At 63.2% G+C, this 23,381-nt stretch carries 22 protein-coding genes; 8 read left to right on the top strand and 14 right to left on the bottom strand.

The features are described 5' to 3' along the window. Window positions 1–47 precede the first annotated feature (47 nt). A complete protein-coding gene (locus tag N5P29_RS10295; protein ID WP_262278468.1) occupies window positions 48–872 on the top strand; it encodes an LGFP repeat-containing protein in 825 nt (274 codons plus the stop codon). A gap of 50 nt (window positions 873–922) precedes the next feature. Here N5P29_RS10295 and arfB read toward each other — a convergent pair whose 3' ends face one another. Continuing rightward, window positions 923–1,342 carry an alternative ribosome rescue aminoacyl-tRNA hydrolase ArfB gene (gene arfB, locus N5P29_RS10300; RefSeq protein WP_262278469.1) on the bottom strand — a complete coding sequence of 140 codons (420 nt, stop codon included), beginning with the start codon at window positions 1,340–1,342 and terminating at the stop codon, window positions 923–925. An 86-nt stretch (window positions 1,343–1,428) separates the two neighbouring features. Between arfB and N5P29_RS10305 the strand changes: the two genes are divergently transcribed. Together N5P29_RS10305 and N5P29_RS10310 are read left to right on the top strand one after the other, a co-directional pair. Beyond that, window positions 1,429–1,824: a hypothetical protein gene (locus tag N5P29_RS10305; protein ID WP_262278470.1), complete on the top strand. Its 396-nt coding sequence runs from the start codon at window positions 1,429–1,431 to the stop codon at window positions 1,822–1,824. A 75-nt stretch (window positions 1,825–1,899) separates the two neighbouring features. Next, window positions 1,900–2,514, top strand: a complete 615-nt coding sequence (locus N5P29_RS10310; protein ID WP_262278471.1) for a dihydrofolate reductase family protein — start codon at window positions 1,900–1,902, stop codon at window positions 2,512–2,514. Between the two features lie 17 nt (window positions 2,515–2,531). Here N5P29_RS10310 and N5P29_RS10315 read toward each other — a convergent pair whose 3' ends face one another. Further along, window positions 2,532–2,951 (bottom strand): hypothetical protein, encoded by a 420-nt coding sequence (locus N5P29_RS10315; protein WP_262278472.1) that lies wholly within the window; start codon window positions 2,949–2,951, stop codon window positions 2,532–2,534. 212 nt (window positions 2,952–3,163) lie between these two features. Here N5P29_RS10315 and N5P29_RS10320 point away from each other — a divergent pair, with 212 nt between their 5' ends. Then, window positions 3,164–3,646 (top strand): pyridoxamine 5'-phosphate oxidase family protein, encoded by a 483-nt coding sequence (locus N5P29_RS10320; RefSeq protein WP_262278473.1) that lies wholly within the window; start codon window positions 3,164–3,166, stop codon window positions 3,644–3,646. 6 nt (window positions 3,647–3,652) lie between these two features. Then, a complete protein-coding gene (locus tag N5P29_RS10325; protein WP_262278474.1) occupies window positions 3,653–4,006 on the top strand; it encodes a TraR/DksA family transcriptional regulator in 354 nt (117 codons plus the stop codon). A 6-nt stretch (window positions 4,007–4,012) separates the two neighbouring features. Here N5P29_RS10325 and N5P29_RS10330 read toward each other — a convergent pair whose 3' ends face one another. The 12 genes from N5P29_RS10330 to N5P29_RS10385 form a co-directional block, all read right to left on the bottom strand. Then, on the bottom strand, window positions 4,013–5,272 hold the full coding sequence (locus N5P29_RS10330) for an MFS transporter (protein WP_262278555.1): 1,260 nt from the start codon (window positions 5,270–5,272) through the stop codon (window positions 4,013–4,015). Window positions 5,273–5,359: 87 nt separating this feature from the next. After that, window positions 5,360–6,556 carry a VWA domain-containing protein gene (locus N5P29_RS10335; RefSeq protein ID WP_262278475.1) on the bottom strand — a complete coding sequence of 399 codons (1,197 nt, stop codon included), beginning with the start codon at window positions 6,554–6,556 and terminating at the stop codon, window positions 5,360–5,362. After that, the gene (locus tag N5P29_RS10340) at window positions 6,553–8,799 is read right to left on the bottom strand and encodes a DUF5682 family protein (RefSeq protein ID WP_262278476.1); all 2,247 of its coding nucleotides are present in this window, start codon (window positions 8,797–8,799) and stop codon (window positions 6,553–6,555) included. Before N5P29_RS10340 ends, N5P29_RS10335 begins: the two co-directional genes overlap by 4 nt. After that, entirely contained in the window at window positions 8,796–9,908 is a 1,113-nt protein-coding gene (locus N5P29_RS10345; RefSeq protein ID WP_262278477.1) for an ATP-binding protein, read from the bottom strand. Before N5P29_RS10345 ends, N5P29_RS10340 begins: the two co-directional genes overlap by 4 nt. Then, window positions 9,905–11,344: a DUF5691 domain-containing protein gene (locus tag N5P29_RS10350; protein ID WP_262278478.1), complete on the bottom strand. Its 1,440-nt coding sequence runs from the start codon at window positions 11,342–11,344 to the stop codon at window positions 9,905–9,907. The genes N5P29_RS10345 and N5P29_RS10350 overlap by 4 nt, the downstream gene beginning before the upstream one ends. Then, the gene (locus N5P29_RS10355) at window positions 11,341–12,639 is read right to left on the bottom strand and encodes an SWIM zinc finger family protein (protein ID WP_262278479.1); all 1,299 of its coding nucleotides are present in this window, start codon (window positions 12,637–12,639) and stop codon (window positions 11,341–11,343) included. The genes N5P29_RS10350 and N5P29_RS10355 overlap by 4 nt, the downstream gene beginning before the upstream one ends. A gap of 163 nt (window positions 12,640–12,802) precedes the next feature. Beyond that, on the bottom strand, window positions 12,803–14,173 hold the full coding sequence (locus N5P29_RS10360; RefSeq protein WP_262278480.1) for a DUF3100 domain-containing protein: 1,371 nt from the start codon (window positions 14,171–14,173) through the stop codon (window positions 12,803–12,805). Further along, window positions 14,170–15,396, bottom strand: coding sequence for an amidohydrolase (locus N5P29_RS10365; RefSeq protein ID WP_262278481.1), 1,227 nt, complete (start codon window positions 15,394–15,396; stop codon window positions 14,170–14,172). The genes N5P29_RS10360 and N5P29_RS10365 overlap by 4 nt, the downstream gene beginning before the upstream one ends. 11 nt (window positions 15,397–15,407) lie before the next feature. Beyond that, on the bottom strand, window positions 15,408–16,955 hold the full coding sequence (locus N5P29_RS10370) for an aldehyde dehydrogenase family protein (protein ID WP_262278482.1): 1,548 nt from the start codon (window positions 16,953–16,955) through the stop codon (window positions 15,408–15,410). 26 nt (window positions 16,956–16,981) lie between these two features. Next, a complete protein-coding gene (locus N5P29_RS10375) occupies window positions 16,982–17,887 on the bottom strand; it encodes an NAD(P)-dependent oxidoreductase (protein WP_262278483.1) in 906 nt (301 codons plus the stop codon). A 54-nt stretch (window positions 17,888–17,941) separates the two neighbouring features. After that, window positions 17,942–18,820, bottom strand: coding sequence for a MurR/RpiR family transcriptional regulator (locus N5P29_RS10380; protein ID WP_262278484.1), 879 nt, complete (start codon window positions 18,818–18,820; stop codon window positions 17,942–17,944). A gap of 193 nt (window positions 18,821–19,013) precedes the next feature. Then, entirely contained in the window at window positions 19,014–20,948 is a 1,935-nt protein-coding gene (locus N5P29_RS10385; RefSeq protein ID WP_262278485.1) for an FAD-binding monooxygenase, read from the bottom strand. Window positions 20,949–21,115: 167 nt separating this feature from the next. Here N5P29_RS10385 and N5P29_RS10390 point away from each other — a divergent pair, with 167 nt between their 5' ends. The 3 genes from N5P29_RS10390 to N5P29_RS10400 all read left to right on the top strand — a co-directional run bounded on the left by N5P29_RS10390 (window position 21,116) and on the right by N5P29_RS10400 (window position 23,365). Next, on the top strand, window positions 21,116–22,066 hold the full coding sequence (locus tag N5P29_RS10390; RefSeq protein ID WP_410007910.1) for a 5'-3' exonuclease: 951 nt from the start codon (window positions 21,116–21,118) through the stop codon (window positions 22,064–22,066). Window positions 22,067–22,212: 146 nt separating this feature from the next. Continuing rightward, window positions 22,213–22,770, top strand: coding sequence for a hypothetical protein (locus N5P29_RS10395; protein ID WP_262278487.1), 558 nt, complete (start codon window positions 22,213–22,215; stop codon window positions 22,768–22,770). 175 nt (window positions 22,771–22,945) lie between these two features. Next, window positions 22,946–23,365: a YciI family protein gene (locus N5P29_RS10400; RefSeq protein WP_144658720.1), complete on the top strand. Its 420-nt coding sequence runs from the start codon at window positions 22,946–22,948 to the stop codon at window positions 23,363–23,365. Window positions 23,366–23,381: the final 16 nt, after the last annotated feature.

Raw genomic sequence — 23,381 nt, forward strand, 5'->3', positions numbered from 1 at the left:
GGTTCTACGAGCAAGCGGCCGTCATTAATTGGAATCGCTACCCGGACATGCCCACTGTGCAAGGTGCCTCGTTCGCCATCTTTTTCCACGCCGGGAACGTTCCCAGCGCCGGGTGCATCTCCACGAACCTCGGCACGGTGGTCCAGCTCCTTAAAACCAATTGGCCCGGCGACCGCATCATCATGGGCGCGGTGGACGACATTTTCACTCCCTACAGCAGCTCGCCTTTTGGAGCGATCACCAATAAATTCGCCGCAATTGGCGGGCCGGCCTATGCCGGTGACCCTGTCAGCAACGAGATGTATGGCCTGAAGAACGGCGGCGCGGGCCAGGCCTTCCAGTTTGGCTCCATTTACCATTCGCCGGTTTCGGGGACGTTCTTCAGCACGGGTGTCATCCGGGGGAAGTGGGGATCAACTGGATATGAAAATGGGATCCTTGGCTATCCGGCATCCGACGAAATCCCCATGAGCCGGGGTGCCTTGGGCCAGGCCTACCAAAACGGATCCATCTATTGGGGCGGAAGTACCGGTGCCCACATCAGCATGGGTGCGATCCGCGCTGCCTGGGGCTCGACGGGATACGAGAAAGGCTTCCTGGGTTATCCGACAACCGACGAGATCAGGGGCATGGCCAAGGGCGGCATCGGCCAAGCATACGAGGGCGGGTCGATCTATTTCACGCCCGCGACAGGAGCCCATATCAGCATGGGTGCCATCCGCTCACTGTGGGGCCAACAAGGATTCGAGAAGGGCGCCCTCGGCTACCCTACGACGGACGAATATCGAACGAACGGCGCTGTGGTTCAAGACTTCCAAGGCGGAAGCATTGCGTGGTTCGGCGCAAGTGGCAAGGTGACGTTAAAGGGCTGACCCCCGATTCAGGCCCAGCGACAGCACGCCGCGCCTGAGGCAAGGGCTTTTCACTCAGTGGCAGGCCGGCGTCGTTGTTGTTTGGTGAGGGAGCGCCGCTCCTTGGCGACGCGGTGACGGCGCGCGGAACCGCGGGTCGGCTTGGAGGGACGTCGAACTGTTTCCGGTGTAAGCGCTGCGGTGATGAGACCGGCGAGCTTGGCCAAGGCAAGCTCCCGGTTCCGTAGCTGTGACCGCTCCTCGGAGGCCGTCACGGTCAGTGCGCCGGCGACAAGCCGGCGTCCGAGCCGTTGGAGCAACAGTTCCCGTTGCTCATCGCTCAGTACTGCTGAATCCACGACATTCCAGCTCAGCTCTGCCCGGGAGTCGGTGGTGTTGACGTGCTGACCACCAGGCCCTGAGGAGCGCGAGAATCTCCAACTGAGTTCGGACGCCGGAATCTTCAGCGAGGGCGGGATGTCCAAGTCCATGGAACAAGCCTTGCACGTCATGCAGCGGACAGCTTCGGCAGATGCCCGGGTGTCCGATGTTCACTTGGCGCATTTAGGATCGACTCATGGCCGGATTCGCGGATTTTCTGGGCCCCATCCTGGAAATGATGACCTGGGTGGGGTTCGTCCCGGGCGTGCCCCTCTTGGTATGGGCGTGGGTCATCGCCCGCCGGAGGTGCCAATGGGTAACTGCCGACGGCGAGCAGTTCGCGGCGGGCGGCTTCCTGGGACTTCGCTGGGTTGATCTGGAGCACGAGGAACGAAAGGTCCTGCTCGATATCGCCGCAACGGAGGGCGGCACGGCGACCGGCAGTGTTGTGGTCCACTACGATGCATGCCATCCGTCACGATGCTCCCTTGAGCCTCCACGCTACGATCACACAGTGTTGATACTTGGCTGGATTCTCACCGGTGTCGGCATCCTCAGCACACTGGGCGGACTGGTGCTCGTAGCGCTGTAGGCCCCTTGAAAGCCCGATCATGCCGGGGCTACCATGTGCGCGCGGGCTGATGCGACGCCGGGGCGGAGGACTTCAATGAGCGGGACCAGTGCACCCCTGATGGTGGATCTGATCATTTCCCTGGACGGCTATGCCTCCGCTGAGGGGTGGCCGGGCTGGTGGGGATTGGAGGGCCCTGAATATCTGGCGTGGCTTGACGATGAGGCCACGAAGGACGTCACCATGCTGATGGGAGCGAACACCTACAGAGTCATGTCCGGCATGTCCGGACAGGCCTCCGAGGAAAATTCCGGGTTCTCCAAGGAAGAAGGCGACTCTTTGGCAGGCTTGGCCGCGGTGCCAAAGATCATCTTCTCCTCGACGCTGCAAGAGCCCCTGGCCTGGCCCAACTCCGAGTTGGTTTCCGGGGATGCCGTCGAAGCCGTCAAGGAGCTGAAGCAAACCCGGACCGGGACGCTGAGCACCCTTGGAAGCTTGAGCCTGTGCAGGTCACTTCTCTCGGCCGGTCTGGTGGACAGATACCGTTTAGTGATCTTCCCTGTCATTACGGGAAAGACCGGAAGCGAACGGATCTACGACGGTTACCCGGACGTGGCCTTGGACATGGTCGAGAGCCGTACTTTCGATGGCAGGCTCCAACTGCTGGAGTACATTCCCCGGGTTATCGATGCTCCGTTGGGGCGGGGGTAGCCGGCAATTGGCGGACTTCAGGCATCCTGGGTGCTGAACAGAGGCGCAAGCGATAGGGCGTAGTGGTCCATTGTTTCCGGGAAGGTCAACAGGCGTCGGCCCTCCAGGGCAGAGGCCGCTGGGTTCTCAAAACCGTTCACGGCCGGGAGGCTGAGAAGAGGCTCTGCACTCATCCCGCGCGCGGTCAGGACGGCAATTCCCCAGGGGTCGGTGGCTTCGGCCACGGAGATGCCGGCGTTGTCGAAGGTGTCACGCAGCACGTAGCGGGTGACGGTGCGCCACGACTGCAGGAACTGTGGCAGCAGCTGCTCCACGAGCTCGTCATCGTTCGCGCTATAGGCATCGGCCAGGGCCGCGGAGAGCGCATCCCACTCTTCGGCATCCCTGACCATCAAGTGGGCGGCCCGGAGGTGGGCGATGGTCTCATTCAACATCATGGCAGTCCCCAAACTTCCTCGTGCGATGCTTGCCCAACCTGGGCAGGCCCGCCCTTGGCAGGCCGCGCATCAGTAGAACGGACGGGACACCGTCAAGATTCCCGCGGCGTGTTAAAGATACGGCAATTCCTCGTCCGCCTAGTAAATAAGGAAACTTACTATTAGGCTGTCGGCGTGGGAAGGTCCCCAGCGCAACAGGAAGTGAAGCAAACATGACTGAAGAGCAGGGCATCAGCAAGGTCACCGACATCATCAACGATTCCAAGATCGGGATGCTGGCCACCATCAACGAAGAAGGCGCCCTGGTCAGCCGGCCGCTTGCCGTCCAGGAAGTGAAGGACGACGGCGACATGTGGTTCTTTACGGGACTGGGAACCTCCCAGGTTGCCCACATCCGGCGGGATCCCCGCGTCAACGTCTCCTTTGGCAAGAACACAGAGTGGGTTTCGGTTGCCGGTACCGCCCAAGTCGTCACAGACCGCGCGAAGATCCATGAAATGTGGAACCAGGTGGTGGAGGCCTGGTTCCCTGACGGCCCGGACACCCCGGAAGTTTGCCTGATCCACGTGGATTCCGACTCCGCCGAATTCTGGACAAGCCCGGGCGGCACGGCAGCTACGGTGCTGCAATGGGTCAAATCCAAGGTCACCAACTCACGGTTCAGTGTTGGCGAAAGCGGTACCGTGGAATTGTGAGCGTCCATGGTTGACACAGAGCGGTTCCGGATCCTCCTTGAGCAGGAACGTGACCGGAGGCTGGTGCTGCTCTCGGCGCTTCGAAGCGACATTACCTCGGTGAGCCAGGCACGGCTGGACTCCAATGTCGACGACGAGCACGATCCCGAGGGCAGCACCATAGCTTTTGAGCTGTCCCAGGCCTCCGCCCTTCTTGGCCAGAGCAAGGAAGGTCTCGAACAGATCGATGCCGCACTGGTCAGGATCGAAGCGGGCACCTATGGCCGCTGCGAAATCTGTGGGATAGACATTCCGGAAGGCAGGCTGGAAGCCAGGCCTTGGACGCCGTACTGCGTGGTCCATGCCTCCGGGCGCAAATAGCGGTGTTCAGCTGCTTTGCCCCGCGTTGGCTGTGGCGGCACCATCGGCTGCCGCACCGTGCTTGCGGCTAGCCAGCAGGAAGGGCACCGCAAGGAGCTCGATGACTCCGGCCATGGCAAGCGACGCCGGATAGCCATAGAGGTCGGCGCCACGGCCCAGGAGCGGTTGAATCACCACGCCTCCGCTTGAGCCCATCAGAGAATCAAAGCTCAGCACAGTGGCCCGCTGCTTGGACGGGATCATGTCATTGACATATGCCTGCCGGACGGGCATGACCGCGGACCCCACCACGCCCCACAATGCCAACAGCAGCAGGGCAATCAAGAAACTGTGGGTGAAACCGAGGACAAGCAGGATCACTGAGCCACCGACACCGCCCAAAATGAGCACGGACGTGCGTTTGTGGAAAAGACTCCGGGCATGCGGAGCCAGCCAGCCTCCCAGGATCTGGGAACCGGCAACAATGGCCGCCGCCAGGCCGGCAACCGAGTAGGCCTGGGGATCGCCGAAAAGGTCCAGGAGGTATGGCTGCAACGCGTAGAAGACGTAAATCCCGACGCCGGCGCTGAAGGGGGCGGCCAGCATCACGAACCGCACGGGCGGGTTTTTCAAACCGTTCTCGATCGAGGCGGTGAGCACGGCATGGGTTGCCCGCAGTGGGTGCGTCGAGCGCTCGGGCGAGAAGCCGACGTCGTGCATCAGCCCAAAGGCGACGGCGAACATGGCCAGCAGCACCAGGACCCGCAGGAGGAAGGGCACGCCCAGGTTGGTGGCTTGGGCTATGACACCGCCAGCCACCGAACCCAGCAGCATGGCAACGCCTTGGACCATCTGTCCGCGGCCAAGTACGGCTTCGAGCCCGCCTTCGTAGCCGGAGAACCGCAGGGCATCAACGAGCCACGCCTCCACGGCCCCGGAGAAGAACGTGAATCCAAGGCCAAGGAGAACGGAGACCACCGCCCACATCCAGAAGGGCGCCGCAGTCTGCCACAACAGGTAGTACAGGTAGGTAGATGCCGCAAGTGTCACCGTACCCAGAAGGAAGGAAGCACGCCGTCCCCAGCCGTCGGCCACCACCCCGGTAGGGATTTCGAAGAGGACCATCCCTGCGGTGAAGAAAGCGTTGGCGGCAAATGCCTCGAGGTTGCTGAGGCCCGCGTCCAGGAGAAACAGGGTGTTGATGCCCCAAATGAACGACGCCGCAACGGTATTGCCCAGCGTCAACGTCAGGTAGACGCGTTGGATCTTGCGGGCGGCCTGGTTCATGGTGTCGCCGGTCCCGCGGGCGCGTGGAGGGACCACGTGCCCATTCTCGCGCCGATTGCCTGCCGCCGCCAGATCCGTGCTTGCGGTTTATGGTTCGTGGCTTGTGGGGATGTCCTGGGAGGCGGCCCACTCGCCGACATCCCTGCGTTCGATGGCGGCTGCCATCATTTCGGGAAACAGGTCCGGCGTGCAGGCGAAGGCCGGGACTCCGATACCGGCAAGCGCGGCGGCGTGCTGGGAGTCGAACGAAGGGTGACCGCTGTCGCTCAAGGCCAGCAGGGCGATCATGGTGGTTCCTCCGCCGACAACTGATGCCGCTCGACGCAGCATCTCCTCGGCTATGCCGCCTTCGTAAAGATCACTGATCAGCACGAGAATGGTTTCTGTGGGCTTCGTGATCTGCCCCTGACAGTACGCCAGAGCTCTGTTGATGTCCGTGCCCCCACCCAACTGCACGCCGAAAAGAACATCGACGGGATCGTCGAGATCATCTGTCAGGTCAACAACCTCGGTATCGAAGACAACCAACCGGGTGTTTACCGAGGGAAGTGAACTGAGCACTGCACCGAATACGCTGGAGTACACCACCGACTCGGCCATGGAACCGGATTGGTCGATGCACAGGATGATCTCACGCTGGATCTCAGTGCTGCGCCTGGCCTGACCGAGCAGCCGTTCGGGCACCACCGTCCGGTATTCGGCTTGGTAATGCTTGAGGTTTGCAGCGATTGTCCTGTTCCAGTCGATGTCCCGATGCCGTGGCCTGCGGGTCCGGGCCGAGCGGTTCAACGCCCCCGAAACTGCCTGGATGGTCTTCGCGCGGAGCTGGTCCTCAAGTTCCTTGGTAACTTGCCGGACCACTGACCGTGCGGTCTCCTTGGACGCTTCCGGGATGACCCTGCCAAGGCCCACCAGGGTACTGACAAGGCTGATGTCCGGTTGCACGGTACAGAGCATTTCCGGTTCCAGGAGCAGCTGCCTGAGGCCCAGACGGTCCATGGCGTCAGCCTGCATCACCTGGACCACCGAGGACGGGAAATAGCCGCGGATATCGCCGAGCCAGCGGGCTACCCGCGGACTCGAAGAAGCCAGGCCGCCCCGCCGGCCGGAGCCATCACCGTAGAGGGCTTCCAAGGCTTGGTCGCGTCGGGTGTCATCGTCCGATAACTGGACCTGTCCGCCGTCGTCCGTTGAGATTCCATCCGCGTCATCGCCGCCCAGCACCAACCGCCACCGGGCCAACCGATCGCGGACCTCAACAGTGTGGTCCGAAACATCGTTCACGCTACGGCCTCCCAACCCAGGATTCGCGCCATCGTTTCCAGTGCGGGCCGTGCCGCGGCCAAGTCCATGCCGGCATCGCCAACAGCATCCCTTGAGGAAGTACCGCGGCTTATTTGCTCGCCGATCTCGCGGCGTTCCGGACGGCTGAAAGCAGAAAACGTTCTGCGCAGCAGCGGCAGGACGTCCTCGAAGACGTCGTCACGGACTCCGTCCACCCATTCATCCACCAGTTTCAGGAGCCTCGGGTCGTGGATCAGTAACGTGGCGTCGCCGGACAGGAGCCCGTCCAGCCACGCGGCGGCCTCCGGCGCAGGCGTCGCGACGGACAGCCGACGGCTCAGGCCCGCCGCGACATCCTCCCGGCCCAGTAACCCGGCATCCAACAGCAGACGGGTGGCGCGGCCCGCTACGGAGCCGTGGATTTTGTCTGAGTGCGCTACGCCGCCCAACGCAGTGTGCCAATCAAGCATCGGCAGTTCCGGTACCAGCGTCATGCCGTCCTGGGCCGAATCGATGGCTCTGCGCATTGCGGCAGCGGCGTCGTCGTCGAGCCCGGCGCATGCTGTCGGCAGGCCCACGCAGGCACGTAGCACTGTGGCCTCAAGGATCTTCCGGACGTCCCGGACATCGACACCACGCACATTTCCGTATCTGCAGGTGCGGGCCAGGGGAGCGATGGTCTCCAGGAGGGGCGGAACGTCCTGTTGGAGTGCTGTTCGGGCGGCCAAAGCGGTGACTACCCCGGCTATGCCTTCGGGGAGATCGGCCAGGAGGCACGCTTCCAGCAAGGCACCCATTGCAGGCAGGCCTTCCGCGGCCTGGGCCTGTTCGGATACGAAAGCCGCCGCGGCGGTGGCAACGGTGGTGCCGTATCTGCTCGCTTCAACCAGTGAAACGGCCAGCTCGGGCCTCCACTGAAGCTTCCATGCCTCTTTGAAAGTGCCGGTGGTCCTGCCGGTCTCCGTCGGCACGCCCCACGCCACTCCAACCAGTGCCAGGCGATGCAGCAGCACCGAGCGGGCCAGTTGGTTCGGTTTGCGGAGGTCGAGGACCATGACCTCCTCCATTGCGCTTGGCTTCATGCGCAGCTTGCGCTGGTTGGCGGTGAGGTCGGCAAACAGGGGAAGCGTGGGAACGGAGTCAGGAACGCTTCCCAGCTCGGATCCAACGGTGAGGTCCCGATGTACAAGTGCCAGGGGAAGAGCAGAGCCGTCGCAGAGGACAGCCTGGGCGGCGTCGTCCAGTTCGGGAAGTCCTGGACTCGGTCTGCCACGCACTGCCGCCAACGCTGTGGCCATGCGGCTGGCCTCCACCACGGACGCGGTGGAGGCATCCAGGTTTTGCTCCCGCAAGGCGTGGGCTACCCGGACCAGCCAGGTGGTGGCGACATCGCTGGCAGGATCCTTCGACATCCAATGGGAGAACAGGTGCTGGTACCACCCTGGTGCTGCAACACCTGCTCCGTATCCGCTGTCCAGGCTGAGCCGGTCCGAGGTCCAGGGAACCCATGTGACAGACACCTTGATTTTGGGGAGGCCGGACAGGACCTTGTTGTCTGCTGCGGAGGATGGAAAGTCCGCCGGTACCAGGGCAGGGGCATGGTAGGCGCCGCAGATGACGGCGATCCGTTCATGGTCCTCCCGCATGGCGGCCCGCAGAATACGCCGCATGGCCGCTTCCCGACGGTTGTTTTCGACGACGTCCGGATGGTCTTCCGGGCGCTCATCCCGTGCCCGGATCTCTTTTATCGCCTCGATGAGCGACTCAAAGCGTTCGGCAGGGTCCGAACTGCGGTGCTCCACGGCATCTTCCCACCAACGCTCCGCATCGCTGTAGCCGGCAGCGTTTGCCAGAATGCCGATGGCGTCGGGGCGGTACCCCTGCTCTGCCGGGCTGACGGCTTCTGCTTCGGAAGCGGCCCTCAAGGCCAAGGAATTCGCGGCAGGGAGGTCCAGCGCGCGGACAGACGTCCCTGTGGACAGAGCCCAACGGATGGCCACCCATTCCGGCGAAAAAGCTGCCATGGGGTAAAACGAAGCCAACCGGGGTTCGTCCACCGCATAGATGAGCCCGGCAACAGGGGGAAGCATGTCGGGGTTGTTGATAAGGGGAATGATCTGGTCGAGTTCCGGAGGCCCTTCCACCAGCACCAGGTCAGGACGCAGCGTTGCCAAGGCCTCGGACACCGAGTGGGCCGAACCTGGTCCGTGGTGCCGGATACCCAGGACGTGGACCTCTGTCATGTCTGGCTGGCGGATTCGAGATCGCGGCAGGCCCGGTAGAGGTCCTTCCATTCGGGCCGGTTGCGGACGACGGTTTCCAGGTACTCCTGCCAGATCACACGGTCTTGAACGGGATCCTTGACGACGGCGCCTACAAGGCTGGCCGCGACGTCGTCGGCCCTGACAGTGCCATCACCGAAGTGGGCTGCCAGGGAAAGCCCGTTGGTCATCACGGAGATCGCTTCGGCCGTGGACAGCGTGGCAGAAGGTGACTTGATAGTGGTCCGTTGGTCCTGTGTAACGCCGGCGCGCAGTTCCCGCATCACAGTGACAACCCGCCGGATCTCCGACAATGCAGCCAGATCCGCGGGCAGTTCCAGTGCCTCGCCCAGGCTGCGGACCCGGGTGGTGACGATCTCCACTTCCTGGTCGATGCTGTCCGGCAGCGGCAAGACCACAGTGTTGAACCGGCGTCGAAGCGCCGAGGAGAGGTCGTTGACGCCTTTGTCCCGGTTATTTGCTGTGGCGATGACGTTGAAACCCTTCCGGGCCTGTACCTCTTCATTCAGCTCCGGGATCGGCAGGGTCTTCTCGCTGAGGATGGTGATCAGGGAGTCCTGCACATCGGAGGGAATGCGCGTCAGTTCCTCCACCCGCACCAGGCTTCCTGTTTCCATGGCCCGCATGACAGGTCCCGCTACCATCGCGGCGCGGGATGGACCTTCGGCCAGCAATCGCGCGTAGTTCCATCCATAACGCAGTGCTTCCTCGGGTGTTCCCGCGGTGCCCTGTACCACCAGCGTTGATGAACCGGAGATGGCTGCCGCCAGATGCTCCCCGAGCCATGTCTTGGCCGTTCCCGGAACGCCGAGCAACAGGAGGGCCCGGTCGGTAGCCAGGGATGCCACCGCGACTTCCACCAGCCGCTCCGAACCGAGATATTTCGGGGTGATCTGCGTTCCATTAGCCAGCGTTCCACCCAGGATGTACTTGGTGACAGCCCATGGCGACAACTGCCAGCTGGGCGGCCGCGGGCGGTCATCAACAGCGGCCAACGCGTTGAGTTCATCAGCGAACGCGTTCTCTGCGTGGGCGCGAAGAACATCGGTTCCGTTCTGTGGATCTGTCATCGGAAGGCCTCCGTCAAGGATTGTCTGAATGATTGGTATTGGACGGCGTCGCGGAGAACCCGACGCCGGGCGGCGTCGTCGTCTGTCCGCTCCAACAAGCGCCGGCACGTCGCCGTCGCCTCTGCTGGCAACGCCGTGGGAAGGACATCTGAGAGCATCGAAGCCAAACGGCCCCCCTCCTTGGTGGAGATGACCGCGAGAACAGCCTCTGCCAACGCAGTACCCCATGGTTGGGGGAGCCCGCGCAGTAAATAGGCCAGGGCGACGGGTTCTTCCCCGCCGGTCTGGATATGCCGCACCAGCCAGCGCTCACGCTCCCCGGCAGGCAGGCAATGCAGCAGCCGGGTATCGGTCCTGATGGTGAGCAGGGCCCGGACCCATTCCAGGTTGTTGCGGCCGGCGGCCGCTGAAGTCAGGGCGTCCAGGATCCTCGGCTCGTCTTTGAGGAGGGCTGCCGTCGCTTCCGGACTGCGGCCCGAAACCGAGGTCCAGACCTCCAGCGGTGCACCCGTAATGATGGTCTCGAGCCTTCCCAGACGGTCAGGTTCACCATTGCGTGGTTGCGGCGCGATTCCGTCCCGCAACGCTGATGCGTCCGGATCCGGTGGAAGGTCGATGTCGAAGCGCTTGTTAAGCAATCCCTTGACGTGCAGCAATGGCAGCAGCCTGTCGGCCATCCGGCGGGCACGGGCACTTTCTGGCAGCTGGTCCAACAGCTCGGCTGCAACTTCGCGCACGCTTTTGGCTTTGTCGTCCAGGCCCTTCTCAAACAGTGCCTCGTCCTCATCGCGGAGGTCGGTGCCCAGGAGTTTCATAAGGTTGGCACGCGTCCGGGCGCTAAGAGCATTCCACTGCGTGGACAGTTGCCCGCGGGCTGCTGCCACAGGGTCCACTGGGGTATCCGCTGCAAGGTCCACTGAGGCGTCAACGTGCCCGGGTTCTCGCCGTTCCGGCCGGGCGGACCATGATGGGCTGACCTCTTGGAGCCATCGCCCCCGTGTCCCAATGGCAGGCTCCAATACCCTGAACACGGAGGACGTGTTTCCGGCTATCGTGAACAACGCCGGAAGCAAGCGGTGGGGGACCCGGCGTCGTGTTTGTGCCGCGAAGCCCAGCCAGTCCACCAGCAGCTGGTTCCTGAGGTCCAGTCCCACAGGAGGCTGATTGAGCAGCAGTTCCAGGAGCCGTGCCGCTTCGCCTGTAGCCTGCGGCTCAGCATCAGGTGGTGCCGGCAGCACCTGAAGCCCGGGAGCCAACGGTGCGGGCGTCCGTGCCGCCCGTCCAACCATGTCCGCCAGCGCGGCCTGGTCAAGAAGGGCTTCTTCCCGTGACAAACCCTCGGGGGCGCGGAGACCGAGTTCCGGGGGCAGTACGGGAGCCTCGTGGCGTCCGGATCCCACCAGGGCGGTTGTTCGAAGCTCGTCAGTCCATCTCACGAGGTCACCACCGTCCCGTTCACGACGACGGCCAACGGGCGGATCCGTCCGTCCTCCAGCTCGCCAAAAAGGTCCACTTCTTGGCCCCCCGTTAGAGCCAGGAGCGCGTCAAGTGGGGCGTCAACCAACGCAAGGGCATGGCCAGGGGAGTCGTAGATCCAGCCGCTGCCTTCCGGACTGACCTTCACGCCGGCCAACAGCACCGGGTGGCGGAGCCGCCAAGGCGAAGCTGCCACCGCGGTGGACTCGTTCTCAAGGGCTTGGGCGATGGTGCAGCCATCGCCTAGCGTTGTTGCCACGCCCTGAGGGTTGATGGGGCCGGTGAACCTGGCGCGTTGAGGTGCCGAACCCGGGTAGCGGGCCACTGTCGCCTCAAGAAGGGCGCCGGAGAGTTGCGGGGTGGCAAGGCCTTGGCCCTGCGCTGCAAAATCAAGAACGACGACGACAGTTCCCTCGGGTGACCTCAGCCAGGTCCGCTGCTGCTGGAGTCGGCCGTCGTCGCTTCTGTGCGCACCCAGGACGAGCCACGGTCCCGGCAAGGACTCCGACTCCTGGATTTCGGACGATGGGGTGGCCCAGCCGACTGCTGCCCTGAGATCGGCGAACTCATCGGGGGCAAGACTGTCCTTCTTGGCCCATGCCTTGGTCAGGGCCCACCAGCGCCCGAGGGTCGTCAGCAGATGATCAGCCCAATCAGTTCTCCCATGAACATCCGAAGCCATCTGCCGCACTTGTTCGGCCACTCCGGGGAGCTGGGCATCCACCAGGCGTGCCGCCACGCCGTCCCACCACGAATACGGTTGCTTCCGTGCTGCCGCTAGTCCGGTTCTCACGATATCGGTCAACCAAAGGGCGAAGTCGGCCATCCCGGCATCCATCAGCTCCAGCCGTGCTGCAAGGCGTTTCGCTTGTGCCTCGGGATCCGTAGCTTGACCGGTCTGTCGCCGCTCCTTGGCTGATGCCCTGTCGGCCCGTTGCGCTGCCCACTCCTGGGCAAAATCGGCGGTGTCGGTTGCGGGCCCGGCTGCCTCGCCGCGGGCCCACAGCAGAAGCAGCGCCAAGGCGTGCTTGCAGGGGAATTTACGGCTCGGGCATGAACACCGGTAGGCAGGGGCAACAACGTCAACGCTCACCTGATAGGGCGTTTTGCCGCTGCCCTGGCATTTGCCCCACACCAAAACATCACTGCTGCCCGACTCCGACCACGGCCCGGGGTGCGCGAGCTTGCGCGCAGCAGCCAGTGATGATGCGTCAGGAGCGGCACTGATGACTCTCTCTTCGCTCCAACGCCCCATGATGTTCATTCTGCCTGACGGCTCCGACACTTTTGCGCAGGCTCCCTGCGGGCCATGGTCCGCCTCGAATGCTCCGCCGGGATTCTGAACTGCGGGTCAGGAAAAGACAAGGCCCGGATACCCCCATGTGCGGGTATCCGGGCCGGAACCAATCAAGGGCTTGCTAGTGCCAGAGTCCCAAGGCAAACTCCGCGATGACCGTCGACAGCAGGAAGGATGCGGTGATCGCGACAAGGCCAACCGGGACGATCTTCCACCCAATATTGCGCAGGAGGGGGATGTCCTTGCCGAGAGAAAGTCCTGCCAGTGTCAGCATGACCGTGGCGATGGACAGGAAGTCAACGGTCTTGACGGCCTCGTTCAAGACGCCTGAACCGAAGAACCATGGGCTGGAGATGTAGGCGCCGATGGTGGTGATGAAAACGATGGCAGAGATCTTCTTGGTGATTTTCGCCAGGAAGATACTCACGAGAACCAGGGCCAGCATGATGCCGTAGCCGGCAACAATCGACAGGCTCAGGCTCTTCGCGGCCACGGCAGCAGTGCCAATCCCCAATACCGTGAGGACGGACAAGGAAAGCCAAAGCGGCAGCTTCATCGCAGCCGAGGACTTTGCCACCTCTTCCCTGAAACGTCGGTTTTCTTCTGCCTGGAGTTCGTCCCTCTCGAGCTCAGCAGTGCTGCGTGTCACGGGTGCGGCGCCGGCGGCAACTCTCTGCGGTTCCTTGTTGCGGGTGAGGAATTTATAGAACCTGTCGGCCACGGGCAAGGCGCTGTAGATCCCAACGTAGACGCCCAGGATGGTGGTGATGAGATTGGAGACTGCAGCCATGCCGAGGATGGCTTCCTGGTCTCCCGGGTAAGCCGCGATGATGCTGGCTGCCGAGGCTGCCATCATGGAGCCCGACCCCACGCCCGCGCCCATTGCCAAAGCCAGGGGATCGAAGATCTTCCAGTTGGCCACCAAGGACGTCAGCAGTGTGATGAAGACGGCGCCGAAAAGCGTGCCGAAAACGTACATCGCCAGCACACCGCGGTACTGATCGGAATCCGGACCGTACTTTTCGGAAACCATCGCAAACGACGGTTCGCGGTCGAGGGAGAACGTGGCGCCCACGGTGGCCTTGCCCATTCGCAGCAGGACAGCCAGCGGCAGTGCCAACACAATGGTTCCCAACAGGTGGCCGACCTCTTGCAGAAGCAACGCGGGACCGGCCTTAAGGAGGCTCGGCAGGCTCGGTCCGATGTTGAAGGCGAGCCTGGCAACGAGCAACAGAACGGCGACGCCGACCAAGGCGGCCGCCACGCGCTGGAGGTCCAAGCCCAGCGGCTTGAACTTCTGGATGGAGACAAGCAGTCCGAGAATCAAGCCCCAGACCATGGGGAAGATGATGATCGCACCAATGCCAAGATCAATTTTGGCCTGGCCGATGAACTGGACTGCAAGGGCGATGACAAACGCCAGCGCGGCAATCGGAAGCGTAAGCCGTGTTCCGGCTACGTCCCTCCGCGCGGTTTCAGTGCTGGTGCTCATGATGTTGCTTCCTGGGTAAGGGCTTCACGGCGGTAGGCGGCCTTGATGAAGCGTTCTCTTTGCTGGGGATTGTTTGCAGCACCCGCCACTGTCCAGGCAAGCGCAGCCGCTGCCTCGAACATCAAGGCGTATGCCTCGGGAGTGTTTGCAACAGCTGCGAAGCCGTGCGAATGGATGGGTACATTGGCGCCGGGAATGCTCAACCACGGATGCAGGGAAGGGATGACCTGGGAAATGTTGCCCATGTCCGTTGAGCCACCACCCATGCCCGCAGCCGGCGAAGTGTCCTTGCCGAAGGCTCGCATGGCTTCGGTCCAATGTGCAGCGAGTTCGCCGTCTTGGATCAGCGGCTCATAAAGCGGCTCCGCAGCCGTGATCCGGAGGGTGGTTCCTGTGGCAAGAGCCGCGCCCTCAAAGCAGTGCTTGACCCTTTCGAGCAAGGCCTCGTACTCAGGGAGCGTAAAAGCACGGCATTCGAACGGAACCACCGCGTGATCGGGAATGATGTTGGTGACGTGGCCGGCCTCCGCAACGTAACAGGCAACGCGGTGGTCTCCCGGAATCTGTTGGCGAAGCAGTCCAATGGCGACCTGGCTCAGTACGGCGGCGTCCCCGGCATTGACCCCCAAGTGCGGGGCAGCGGCTGCGTGGGCCGCCTTGCCGGTAAAGACGGCCTCATAGCGGCCCACAGCCTGGGCAGTGGTACCAGCGGGGTTGTACGTCACGCCGTCCTGAACGGGATGGACCATCAACGCCAGCCCAACACCGTCAAAGGCACCCCGCTCGAGCATCAGTACCTTGCCGCCGCCATGCTCCTCGGCGGGAGTCCCGATCGCCTTCAACGTAATGCCCAGCTCGTCCACATGGGGGAGCAGAGCCAGCGCAGCAGCCACGGAGGCGCCAGCTATGAGATTGTGTCCGCACGCGTGCCCTACCGACGGCAGCGCGTCGTATTCAACGCACAGGGCGACCGTGAGTTCACCCGTCCCCGCACTCGCGGTAAACGCCGTTGCCAAGTCGGCCGTGCCGAGGGCGACGTCAAAGCCGCCCTCCGACAAGAGGGAAGTAATGGCCCCGGCAGCCCTGACTTCTTCGAAGGAGACTTCCGGATGGGCGTGCAGGTTCTCTGAAAGGGACTGTACCCTGGGTTGCCAGGCTGCGACGCCGTCCTTCAGTGCCTGCCGCAGCACGTCAGGGGAGGACGTTGGGTTGGTGATTTCCATGATTCTTCCTCTTAGTAGGACAGCGACGGGAAGGGCGAGCCTGCCGCCCTGGTGGGCACCCAAACCGCCTTTGTTTGGGTGTACTCGTCCAGAACGCCCGGGCCTGAGGAGCGGCCATGTCCGGAATCGCCGAAGCCGCCAAAGGGAACAGCCACGTGGATGGTTTTGTACGCATTTATCCAGAACGTTCCCGCCTTGACCTCGCGGGCAACATGGTGGGCCCTTGAGACGTCCGAGGTCCACACTGCCCCAGCCAATCCGAAACTGGTGTTGTTGGCTCGGGCGATCGCTTCGGCTTCGCTATCGAACGCGTCAGCACCTACCACTGGGCCAAAGACCTCCGTCGTCTCCAATCGGTTCGTTGGCGTGACACCATCCAGCAACGTCGGCATGACCCAGTGACCGCCGGCAAGCGGCGAGCCTGCCAGGGCCTCAGGCAACGCTCCGCCTGTTAGCCGGCGGCCGCCGTCGTCCATTCCTGCCTCGATCAGCGCCGTCACGGTGGCAAACTGCGGAGCAGTGATGATCGGGCCCACCTCGGTGGCGCCGTCCAGGGGGTCCCCGACCCGCAGCCAGGAAGCCCGTTCGGCAACCAAGTCAACGAAATGGGCGTGCACGCTTCGTTCAACGAGGAGGCGCGAGCCTGCTACACAGGACTGCCCCGCCCCAGAGAAGATGGCAGATATCGCTCCGTCTGCCGCCCTCTCCAGATCGGCATCGGCAAAGACGATGTTGGCGCTCTTGCCACCGAGCTCAAGGAGCGCGGGTATTCCTGCCTGGGCGGCTGCGACAGCTACGCGTCGTCCGGTGGGCACCGAGCCGATGAAGCTGACTTTTCCAACGCGGCGATCGGAGGTCAGCGCGGCTCCAACCGTTTGCCCCAGGCCCGTTGCCACGTTGAAGACACCGTCGGGGAGACCGGCCTCGTGCGCCAGCTGGGCGAGCCGAAGTGTCGTGGCCGGTGTGAACTCACTGGGTTTGATAATGACGGCGTTGCCCGCCGCGAGTGGTGCCGCCGAGTTCCAACCAGCTGTGAACAACGGGGCATTCCACGGGGTAATCGCCACAACCACGCCCCACGGGACCCGCTCTGTATAGGTGTGCCATGGTCCGGGTACGGGGATGGTCTGGCCCGTGAGTTTGTCCGCCCAGCCTGCGTAATAACCGAACATTTCAGCCACCTTGGCTGCTTCCACCCGGGCGTCGCGGATGGGCTTGCCAGTGGTGGCGGATTCGAGGATTGCCAGTTCTTCCGTGTGAGCTTCCACCACCGTGCTGACGTTGCGGAGGATGGCGGCGCGTTCGAAGCCGTTCAGCGAACCCCACGCAGCGGCGCCACGCACGGAGCTTTCAAGGATGGCTTCGGCACCTTCCGTGCCGGGGTCGGCGTACGTGGCGAAGGCTTCGCCCGTAGCCGCCGAGGTCAGGGTGACGGTACTGCCAGAGCCGGGGAGTACTCTTCCATCGACGAAGGCGCCGATGCCCGCTGGGAAGGCCGCGTCAAGGACGGCACGGGCTGTCTTTGTGGAGGATGCCTGCGGGGCTGTTGTGATGCTCATGTTGTTGTTGTCCTTCTGTTGCTCAATTACGCAACGTGCGTTGATGTGGGGGCGCCGGCTGGAGTCACAGCGGGCGCGACCATCCTGGCGATCTCGGTAAAGTCAGCGGCAGGCCCCAGGGCCGACAATGCTTCCTGCCACTGGCGGGCCACGGCCACCAGGAGCTCTGGTTGCTCGCCGATCTGGCGCGCGATGTCGACGGCGAGGGAAGCATCCCGTGCCATCAGGCCAAGGGAAAAGCCGGAATCGTGGCTGCCGGACAGCACCCAGCCCGGGTACATTGCGGCGGAGACCTTGCTGCCTCCGGAGGCGTTGCTGATGCTGGCGGTGGCCACGGCCGGGTCGATTCCGTAGGCCTTTGCCACGCCCAGGGCCTCACCCACGGAAACCAGGTTGGCTGCGGCGAGCACGTTGTTCAGGAGTTTGACGACGTTGCCGCTGCCGGGGCCGCCGATATGGGCGTATTTGCCGCCGGTGAGTGCCTCGAGGACCGGCTGCGCAGCGGCCAGGGCAGTGTCCGTTGCTCCAACGAATGCACTGAGTGTTCCGGTTGCTGCGCCCTCCCGTCCCCCTGAGACAGGTGCATCCACAAAACCGGTCCCGCGCGAATCTGCCAGGCTTGCCATGGATGTGCTGGTGCCTGGCTCGGAAGTGGTGGTGTCAACAATAGCGATGGTGCCGGCTGCAGAAAGCAACACCGGCACTGTTGCCTCGACGATTTTGGCTGAAGGCAGCGACAGGACGACGTACGGAGTGCCTGCGAGATCCTGGAGTTCTGCCGTCGTGGAGATTCCTGCTCCGGCGGCATTGTTTCGCGCAGCGTCCGAAGGGTCGAAGCCTGTAACGTCCCAGCCCGCGCTGTGCAGGGTTGACGCCATTGCACCACCCATGGATCCGAGGCCGATAACGGCTATCCGGCGGTTGTTGCTCATAAGTACTCCTAGGTAGGGATATTGCGGAAAAGGACGTGGCTGGAAAGGTGGGTGTCAGTCCAGGTAGATATCCAGGTCTTTCCACAGTTGTTGGGTGCGCCGGATGGCCGCCCGGCTACGATCGGGATGAGCCGCTTCCATGCCTGCGAGCAGGCCGTAAACCATCGAATTGGCCGCCGTCACGGATTGGAAGAAGGAGATTCCTTCCGATGCGACGATCAGCAAATGGTCTGCGGCTGCTGCAAGTCGTCCACGCCGCATATCGCTGATGGCGATGACGGTGGCACCGGACTGTTTGGCGGCTTCGGCGGTGACAATGATCTGCTGGACTGACCGCCACATGTTGACGACCACCAGGACATCGCCGGGGCCGAGACTGTTGGCTGCCGACGCCAAGTGGACACCGCCACGGTTTTCCAGCGCGATGGGGTATCCCATGGTGGATCCGAGGTGCGCCATGACGCTTGCCGGCCCGGCGAAGGATCCGACGCCGACGGTGATGATGGACCTGGCCGAAGCCAGGGATGCGATGGCAGCTTCAACGTCCTCGGCAGAGTTTGAGTCCAGCGTGAGTCGTAGATTTTCGATGTCATGGTTCAGGGCGTCGTGAAGGGGGCTTCGGTGCTCGCCGTGCTCAAGGAGGGTGTCCTCGGTGGAGATCATCACCAGATACCGGGAGCGAAGCTCGCGTTGGAGGTCGGGCCAACCGCGGTAGCCCAAGCGCTGGGCGGTGCGGACCACGGTGGAGTTGTTGACATCCGAGCGTTGGGCGATCTCGGCGATGTCTGCGTATGACGAAAGCTGCGGATTGCGGGCTATAACCTCCACCACCCGTGCTTGGGACTTGGACAAGGCAACATCGGGGAGTGCGTCTCCCAGCCAGGCGTGGTCCACGGAGTCCCGTGCAACTGCCTCATCGTGCTTGTTTGGCACAGTCTCCAACTCCTTGTAACGCGCATCACTTTGCAATTCGGATTGCAATTAACTTACTCTGCAATCCGGTTTGCCACCAGTGGCCTGCGTTACATCCACGTAAAACCTTGGCCCGTCGCGAACTGCGGGCAAGTCTGCTTTAAACGCCACATGCCGGGGAACCCTCAAGGGCTCCCCGGCATGTAGCAGGAACTCACGCTAGGTGACTCACCAGGCTTGCCTGCGCTGGTGTGGCTTCCGGCCGCGCCGTTGAGTGCAGGCGCGCGAAAAATTCGCCGAGTTCTGTCGTTGCTGTCAAGGGCAGAACGTTGGCGACGTACTGGTCCGGGCGGACCACGACGATGACGCCGTCGCGACTGAGGCCGCGGGCCTCGAAGATGTCGTTGCCGGGGTCGGTGCCGAAGACTTTTTCGAGGTAGGTGAGTTTGAAGGTGCCGACGGTGGGTTTGAAGACCGCGGGGACGGCGTTGATGTCCACGCCAGTGTGGTCTTGCTGGTAGATCACTTTGATGTCGAACCAGGCGTCGCGGTCAAGGTTCGACGGCGTTGCCGCCAATGGCGAGTCGGGTGCTGTTTCGAGCCACTGGGCCAGGTCCGCGACGGCACCGGGGGCGCCTGCGGGGTTGGCGTCGGCGAAGACGTAGATGCGCCAGCGTCCGTCGGCTTTGGCGTGGTGGCCCAGGTGCATGGGGTTGGTGTCACAGACCCGCTGCACTGGTGCTGACTTGAAGCGTTTGCCTACGGGGAAGCCGGTGGCGAGTTTCTGGTGCTTGGCTTCGGCGACGACCATGGAGGGGGCGTACTGGGTCATGAACCCGGCGGGGAACTCCGCGGTGCTGGTGTAGAAGGTTTCCAGCTCGGTGGGGTCCTTGAATTCCTCGGGCTTCTTGGCCATGAGGGTGGACCATTCCTTGTCGAAGTCGATCAGGTTCTTGGCCACCACTTGGCGTTCGGCGGAGTAGGTGTCCAGCAGCGATTCCGGGGACCGGCCGTCGAGGACGTGGCCGAGTTTCCAGCCGATGTTGAACCCGTCCTGCATGGAGACGTTCATGCCCTGCCCGGCCTTGGCCGAGTGGGTGTGGCAGGCGTCGCCGGTAATGAACACCCGCGGGGTGCGCGTGCCGCGTTCGTCCGGCAGGACGTCGTCGAACCTGTCCGTAAGCCGGTGCCCGACTTCGTACACGCTGTGCCATGCCACGTTGCGCACATCCAAGGTGTAGGGGTGGAGGATGTCGTTGGCCTTGGCGATGATCTGCTCGATGGTGGTCTTGCGGACCGCGCCGTGGTCATCTGCAGCGACCTCACCCAGGTCCACGTACATCCGGAACAGGTGTCCGCCCTCGCGGGGAATCAGGAGGATGCTGCCGCCGGAGCCGGACTGGATGGCGCACTTGGTGCGGATGTCCGGGAAGTCCGTCACCGCCAGCACGTCCATGACGCCCCACGCATGGTTGGCCTGGTCCCCGGCCAGATGGCAGCCAATGGACTCGCGGACCTTGCTGCGGGCGCCATCGGCGCCGACGACGTACTTGGCGCGGACCACCTGCTGCTGCCCTTCAAGGGGGCCGGCCGTGTGAAGGAGGGTCACCTCAACCGGGTACTCGCCCTCGCCCGTGACCTTCAAGCCCACGAACTCGTAGCCGTAGTCCGGCTTGATCCGGGCCGGGGAGTTCGCCGCGAACTCCGCAAAGTAGTCCAGCACGCGGGCCTGGTTCACGATCAGGTGGGGGAATTCGCTGATACCCGCAGGGTCATCCACGGCGCGGGCGGCCCGGACAATCTTGGAGTGGTCCGCCGGGTCCGGCTTCCAAAACGCCATCTCCGTGATCCGGTATGCCTCCGCAATAATCCGCTCGGCAAAACCGAAGGCCTGGAACGTCTCCACGCTCCTGGCCTGGATCCCGTCGGCCTGCCCGATGGCCAACCGGCCGGGCCGACGCTCAATGATCCGGGTGGTGATGTCAGGGAACTGGGCCAGCTGCGCCGCTGTCAGCATCCCCGCAGGACCGCTGCCCACGATCAGGACATCGACCTCGTCCGGCAGAGCCTCCGGGCGGTCAATACCAACGCCGGCTGCCGGCTCTATTCGCGGGTCACCTGAAACATAACCGTGGTGGTGGAACTGCACGGGCTTTCCTCACTTCTTTGTGGGCTGTTGAAACCATCATGTTCGATAATTGAACACCATGTTCTATTATCGCTCGTTACATCGTAATGCGGCTCACAGTCCGGTTCAAGCCGTCCCGGTAGCTTCTCCCCGAATCGCCCGTGGTTCCTGCGCATTTGATCCATCGCATGTCAGGATCAGGTATGCCGCGACTGATGCTCCTCGATACTGCCTCCCTGTACTTCCGCGCCTTCTACGGTGTACCCGATTCCATCAAGCGCGCCGATGGGACTCCCGTAAACGCCGTACGTGGCTTGATGGACATGATCGCCCGCCTCGTGACCGACTATGAGGCCACGCACCTTGTGGCCTGCTGGGACAACGACTGGCGCCCGCAGTGGCGTGTCGACCTGATCCCCGGCTACAAGGCGCATCGCGTTGCGGAGATCGTGCCGAACGGTCCCGACGTCGAAGAGGTCCCCGACCCGCTCGAGGCGCAAATCCCCCTGATCCGCAAAGTCCTGGATCTGGCAGGGATAGCCGTGGTGGGCGCGGACGAACATGAAGCTGATGACGTGGCGGGCACGTACGCCAGTCTTGCCACGATGCCCACCGACGTCGTGACAGGCGACCGTGATCTCTTCCAGCTCGTGGATGATCAGCGTGATGTCAGGGTGATCTACACGGCGCGGGGAATGAAGAATCTCGAAGTGGTCACCGACGTCGTCGTTGTTGGCAAATACAGGGTCCTGCCCCAGCAGTACGCGGACTTCGCCACCCTCCGCGGAGACGCCTCGGATGGGCTTCCCGGGGTGGCTGGTATCGGTGAAAAGACGGCGGCCGCCCTGCTTGGGGAGCACGGCTCGCTGGAGGGGCTGCTGGAGGCGGCAGAAGATCCCGACGGCGGCCTGTCGGCTTCAATCCGCGCCAAACTCTCAGCGGCAGCCGACTACCTTAAGGTGGCGCCCGTCGTCGTCAATGTCGTCCGTGACCTGGAGGTGCCCACCCTCGAGGAGGCAGGCGCCAGCTTGGGTCCCGTTAGCGGGGAAGCGCGTTCCGAACTGGAACGGTTGGCCACCGAATGGAACCTTGGCGGCTCTGTCACCAGGCTCCTGGACGCTTTGGACCGTATCGGCTGACTCAGCCGAAGGGCACCGTGGGATTCACAGGTTGATCATAGCTTTCGGACAGCAAGGTCTGGGGTTGGACCCCCATCGTGTTAAGAGGACGGTGCACTGGGCCGTCCCGCAGACAACACCCGTAGCAACGGATCGAGGAGAGGTACATGTCGAGAACCAAGAGAATCACCCTGGGCGTCGCAGCCGGAGCGCTGGCCTTGGGCGCCGGACTGGGTGTGACCAGCATGGCTACAGCGGCCACAACGCCAACACCGAGCGCCACATCCTCTGCCGATGCCACCACGCCCTCAGACCACGCCGGAAAGCCGGGCGGTCACGGGCACGGGCGCGACGGTGGAAAGATCGCTCAGGAACTCGCGACCAAGCTCGGCGTCGACGAGACCAAGGTCTCTGACGCCCTGAAGGCCTTCCGTGAAGCCAACAAGCCGACCACGCCGCCGACCGAAGGAACCGAGGGCACCAAGCCGGACCCATCGGCACACGAGGCTGCATTGGCCAAGTCGCTCGCATCAGCACTGGGTGTTGACGAAGCCAAGGTCACCACCGCTTTGCAGGAAATCCGCTCCGAGGGTCAGGCTGAACGTGCCGCCGCACTCAAGACCCGGCTCGACAAGGCCGTAACGGACGGAAAACTCACCCAGGCAGAGGCTGATGCCGTGACCAAGGCCGTTGAAGCCGGCGTCATTGGAGGCGGCGGCCGCTAGCCGACTCTGACCCCTCTGTGGGCGGGCATAAAGGATCCCTTGGAAGCATCCAAGGGATCCTTTGCGTTGCCGTGAAAAAGTTTTTCGAACGCGTTGTCGATTTGTCCTCGCACTGTTCGACCTATGGGTGAGAAGGTCGAAGGGCGGCTTTCCACGACACAGGAGATTGATCCAGATGGCAAAGTACATGTTGATCATGCGGGCAGATGACGATTCCTACGCCAAGTTTGAGAACATCGACTTCAACGACGTCCTTGAAGCGATGGGCAAATTCAACGACGAACTGATCCGGGCAGGGGTGCTGCTCGCCGCCGAGGGCCTGGACGACGCCAAAGAAACAGTGGTGGTGGACTTCACGGGTGAAACCCCGGTTGTCACGGACGGCCCCTACGGAGAGACGAAGGAACTCTTCGGCGGCTTCTACATCCTCGACGTCGCCTCCAAGCAGGAAGCCGTGGAATGGGCCAAACGGGCGCCCATGACGGCCGGAACCAAGACCGAGATCCGGCGCGTCACCAGCATCGATGAGTTCCCGCAGGACAACGAGTGGATTCAGAAGGAACGCGCCTGGCGTGAGCAGACCGGACAACTCTGAGCATCTGGCCGCTTGG

The sequence above is a fragment of the Paenarthrobacter sp. JL.01a genome (genome assembly GCF_025452095.1).
Taxonomy (GTDB): Bacteria; Actinomycetota; Actinomycetes; order Actinomycetales; family Micrococcaceae; genus Arthrobacter.

What these genes read in the sequence shown, in the direction of transcription:
- N5P29_RS10295 (WP_262278468.1), top strand. Translation starts at nt 48, where the DNA reads ATGCCCACTGTGCAAGGTGCCTCGTTCGCCATCTTTTTCCACGCCGGG.
- arfB (WP_262278469.1), bottom strand. Translation starts at nt 1,342, where the DNA reads ATGGACTTGGACATCCCGCCCTCGCTGAAGATTCCGGCGTCCGAACTC.
- N5P29_RS10305 (WP_262278470.1), top strand. Translation starts at nt 1,429, where the DNA reads ATGGCCGGATTCGCGGATTTTCTGGGCCCCATCCTGGAAATGATGACC.
- N5P29_RS10310 (WP_262278471.1), top strand. Translation starts at nt 1,900, where the DNA reads ATGAGCGGGACCAGTGCACCCCTGATGGTGGATCTGATCATTTCCCTG.
- N5P29_RS10315 (WP_262278472.1), bottom strand. Translation starts at nt 2,951, where the DNA reads ATGATGTTGAATGAGACCATCGCCCACCTCCGGGCCGCCCACTTGATG.
- N5P29_RS10320 (WP_262278473.1), top strand. Translation starts at nt 3,164, where the DNA reads ATGACTGAAGAGCAGGGCATCAGCAAGGTCACCGACATCATCAACGAT.
- N5P29_RS10325 (WP_262278474.1), top strand. Translation starts at nt 3,653, where the DNA reads ATGGTTGACACAGAGCGGTTCCGGATCCTCCTTGAGCAGGAACGTGAC.
- N5P29_RS10330 (WP_262278555.1), bottom strand. Translation starts at nt 5,272, where the DNA reads ATGAACCAGGCCGCCCGCAAGATCCAACGCGTCTACCTGACGTTGACG.
- N5P29_RS10340 (WP_262278476.1), bottom strand. Translation starts at nt 8,799, where the DNA reads ATGACAGAGGTCCACGTCCTGGGTATCCGGCACCACGGACCAGGTTCG.
- N5P29_RS10345 (WP_262278477.1), bottom strand. Translation starts at nt 9,908, where the DNA reads ATGACAGATCCACAGAACGGAACCGATGTTCTTCGCGCCCACGCAGAG.
- N5P29_RS10355 (WP_262278479.1), bottom strand. Translation starts at nt 12,639, where the DNA reads ATGGGGCGTTGGAGCGAAGAGAGAGTCATCAGTGCCGCTCCTGACGCA.
- N5P29_RS10360 (WP_262278480.1), bottom strand. Translation starts at nt 14,173, where the DNA reads ATGAGCACCAGCACTGAAACCGCGCGGAGGGACGTAGCCGGAACACGG.
- N5P29_RS10365 (WP_262278481.1), bottom strand. Translation starts at nt 15,396, where the DNA reads ATGGAAATCACCAACCCAACGTCCTCCCCTGACGTGCTGCGGCAGGCA.
- N5P29_RS10370 (WP_262278482.1), bottom strand. Translation starts at nt 16,955, where the DNA reads ATGAGCATCACAACAGCCCCGCAGGCATCCTCCACAAAGACAGCCCGT.
- N5P29_RS10375 (WP_262278483.1), bottom strand. Translation starts at nt 17,887, where the DNA reads ATGAGCAACAACCGCCGGATAGCCGTTATCGGCCTCGGATCCATGGGT.
- N5P29_RS10390 (WP_410007910.1), top strand. Translation starts at nt 21,116, where the DNA reads ATGTCAGGATCAGGTATGCCGCGACTGATGCTCCTCGATACTGCCTCC.
- N5P29_RS10395 (WP_262278487.1), top strand. Translation starts at nt 22,213, where the DNA reads ATGTCGAGAACCAAGAGAATCACCCTGGGCGTCGCAGCCGGAGCGCTG.
- N5P29_RS10400 (WP_144658720.1), top strand. Translation starts at nt 22,946, where the DNA reads ATGGCAAAGTACATGTTGATCATGCGGGCAGATGACGATTCCTACGCC.